1 protein-coding gene is annotated in these 1,803 nt (G+C 41.0%); it reads left to right on the top strand.

Annotation, left to right across the window (positions count from 1 at the left end; translation table 11 throughout):
* The first annotated feature begins 419 nt into the window (after positions 1-419).
* A complete protein-coding gene (locus B5V89_RS18060; RefSeq protein ID WP_108073350.1) occupies positions 420-1,646 on the top strand; it encodes an IS110 family RNA-guided transposase in 1,227 nt (408 codons plus the stop codon).
* Positions 1,647-1,803 lie beyond the last annotated feature (157 nt).

Raw genomic sequence — 1,803 nt, 5'->3', positions numbered from 1 at the left:
TATAATAAGTTTTAGAAATTGCTTTTATTGTTCTTTGATAACTAAATAATTAAGATATTGCTATCTATGATGGAGGCAATGCTGCTCTCTCTTTATATTCATAAATAGCACAACCCGAATTGCTTGGATACTGGGGGATATCCCTGGATAATAGACATTGGAATGGATCCAACTGGGAATATGCTGTTTCCTCCTGTAGTTCGACTACGATTAAAGACTGTGACCCAGACAATGGTTGTACTGCAAACACACAAGCTGTATCGGTGTATTTCTATACCAATGTTAGTGGACATTGGGGCAGCTTTTAGAGACGCACCTTTTGAATACTCATACGCGAGGCTGTTGCCAGACCATTGTTTCTAGGGATATCCCGCAGTATCCAAGCTTATTCCATAATCAAATGAAAGGAGGTCCTTTCCGTGAATTTATTTGTAGGTATTGATGTAAGCTCTAAAAAACTTGATGTGTGTTTTCTGGACAGCGAAGACACACGTTTAAAAGAAACGACTTTTCCAAACGATATTCATGGAGCGAACCAGATTAAAGAAAATATCTTAGCTTATCATGGACAATCCCATTACGAAAAAATCATTGTCGGCATGGAATCCACCTCTGTGTATAGCTTTCACCCTGCGCATCTTTTAGATAACGATGCCGACTTAAAACGGATTGGGGTGGAAGTGGTGGTTCAAAATCCAAAGGCGATCCATCGGTTTAAAGGCTTATTTGAAGAAGATAAAACCGATAAAATTGATGCATTTCGGATTGCCGACTTTCTTCGGTTTGGGCGCTATAATAAAACCATCATCAAGGAAGAAAAGTATGTTGCCCTTCAGCGTTTAACGCGTTCTCGTTATCAGGTCATTCATCAATTGACCGAGTGTAAGCAGCATTTCCTTGAAAATCTCTATTACAAGTGCAATACATTGACCAATGAAGTAGATACTTCTGTTTTTGGTTCGACCATGATGGAGTTGTTCGCTGAATCCTTTTCGCTGGATGAGATCGCTCAGATGGAGCTGGAAGAGCTGGCTGAGTTCCTTCAAGAGAGAGGAAAAGGTCGCTTTCGTCAGCCAGAAAAAGTTGCGAAATCCATCCAAAAGGCGATTCGTGACTCCTACCGTTTAGGCAAGGTCGTACAGGACTCCGTTGATGTCGTATTGGCCACCTATGCCAAACTCATTCAAACACTTAAAAACCAGGTCAAAGAGTTAGAAAAAGGGATTGAGTCCCTATTTCACATTATTCCAGAAGGACAGTGCTTGAAAAGCGTGCCGGGTATTGGTCCGGTTTATGCGGCAGGGATTATCGCCGAAATCGGTCAAATTGATCGATTTGAAACACAAGCGCAAATAGCTAAATATGCCGGTCTCTTCTGGAAAAAATCGCAATCAGGCGACTATGAATCGGAACGAACACCACGAGTCATGTCGGGAAATCAGTATCTTCGTTATTACTTAGTTGAAGCTGCCAACTCGGTCCAACGAAATGAACCCGCCTATCGTGAATTTTACTTAAAGAAGTATAAAGAAGTTCCGAAATTTCAACACAAAAGAGCCCTTGTCATGACTGCAAGAAAATTAGTGCGTTTGGTGGATGTGCTACTACGCAATCACCAACTCTACACGCCAAAAAGGAGCGTGTAACTCAAAAGCAAATAGCTGCTTTTGAATCCTTTCAGCAAACCCGAACAAGCGTTCTTGTGATGGTGCGGGTTTAGTTCAGTGCGCCTTTTTTTCCTTTGAAAGTCCAAAATCAACTTTATTTTTTATGGATTTTCTCTTGACTTATTACCACAAGTCT

The sequence above is a fragment of the Heyndrickxia sporothermodurans genome (genome assembly GCF_003055045.1).
Taxonomy (GTDB): Bacteria; Bacillota; Bacilli; order Bacillales; family Bacillaceae_C; genus Heyndrickxia; species Heyndrickxia sporothermodurans.
The sequence above is the reverse complement of the archived record's forward strand: the minus strand, read 5'-3'. Positions and strand labels throughout refer to the sequence as shown.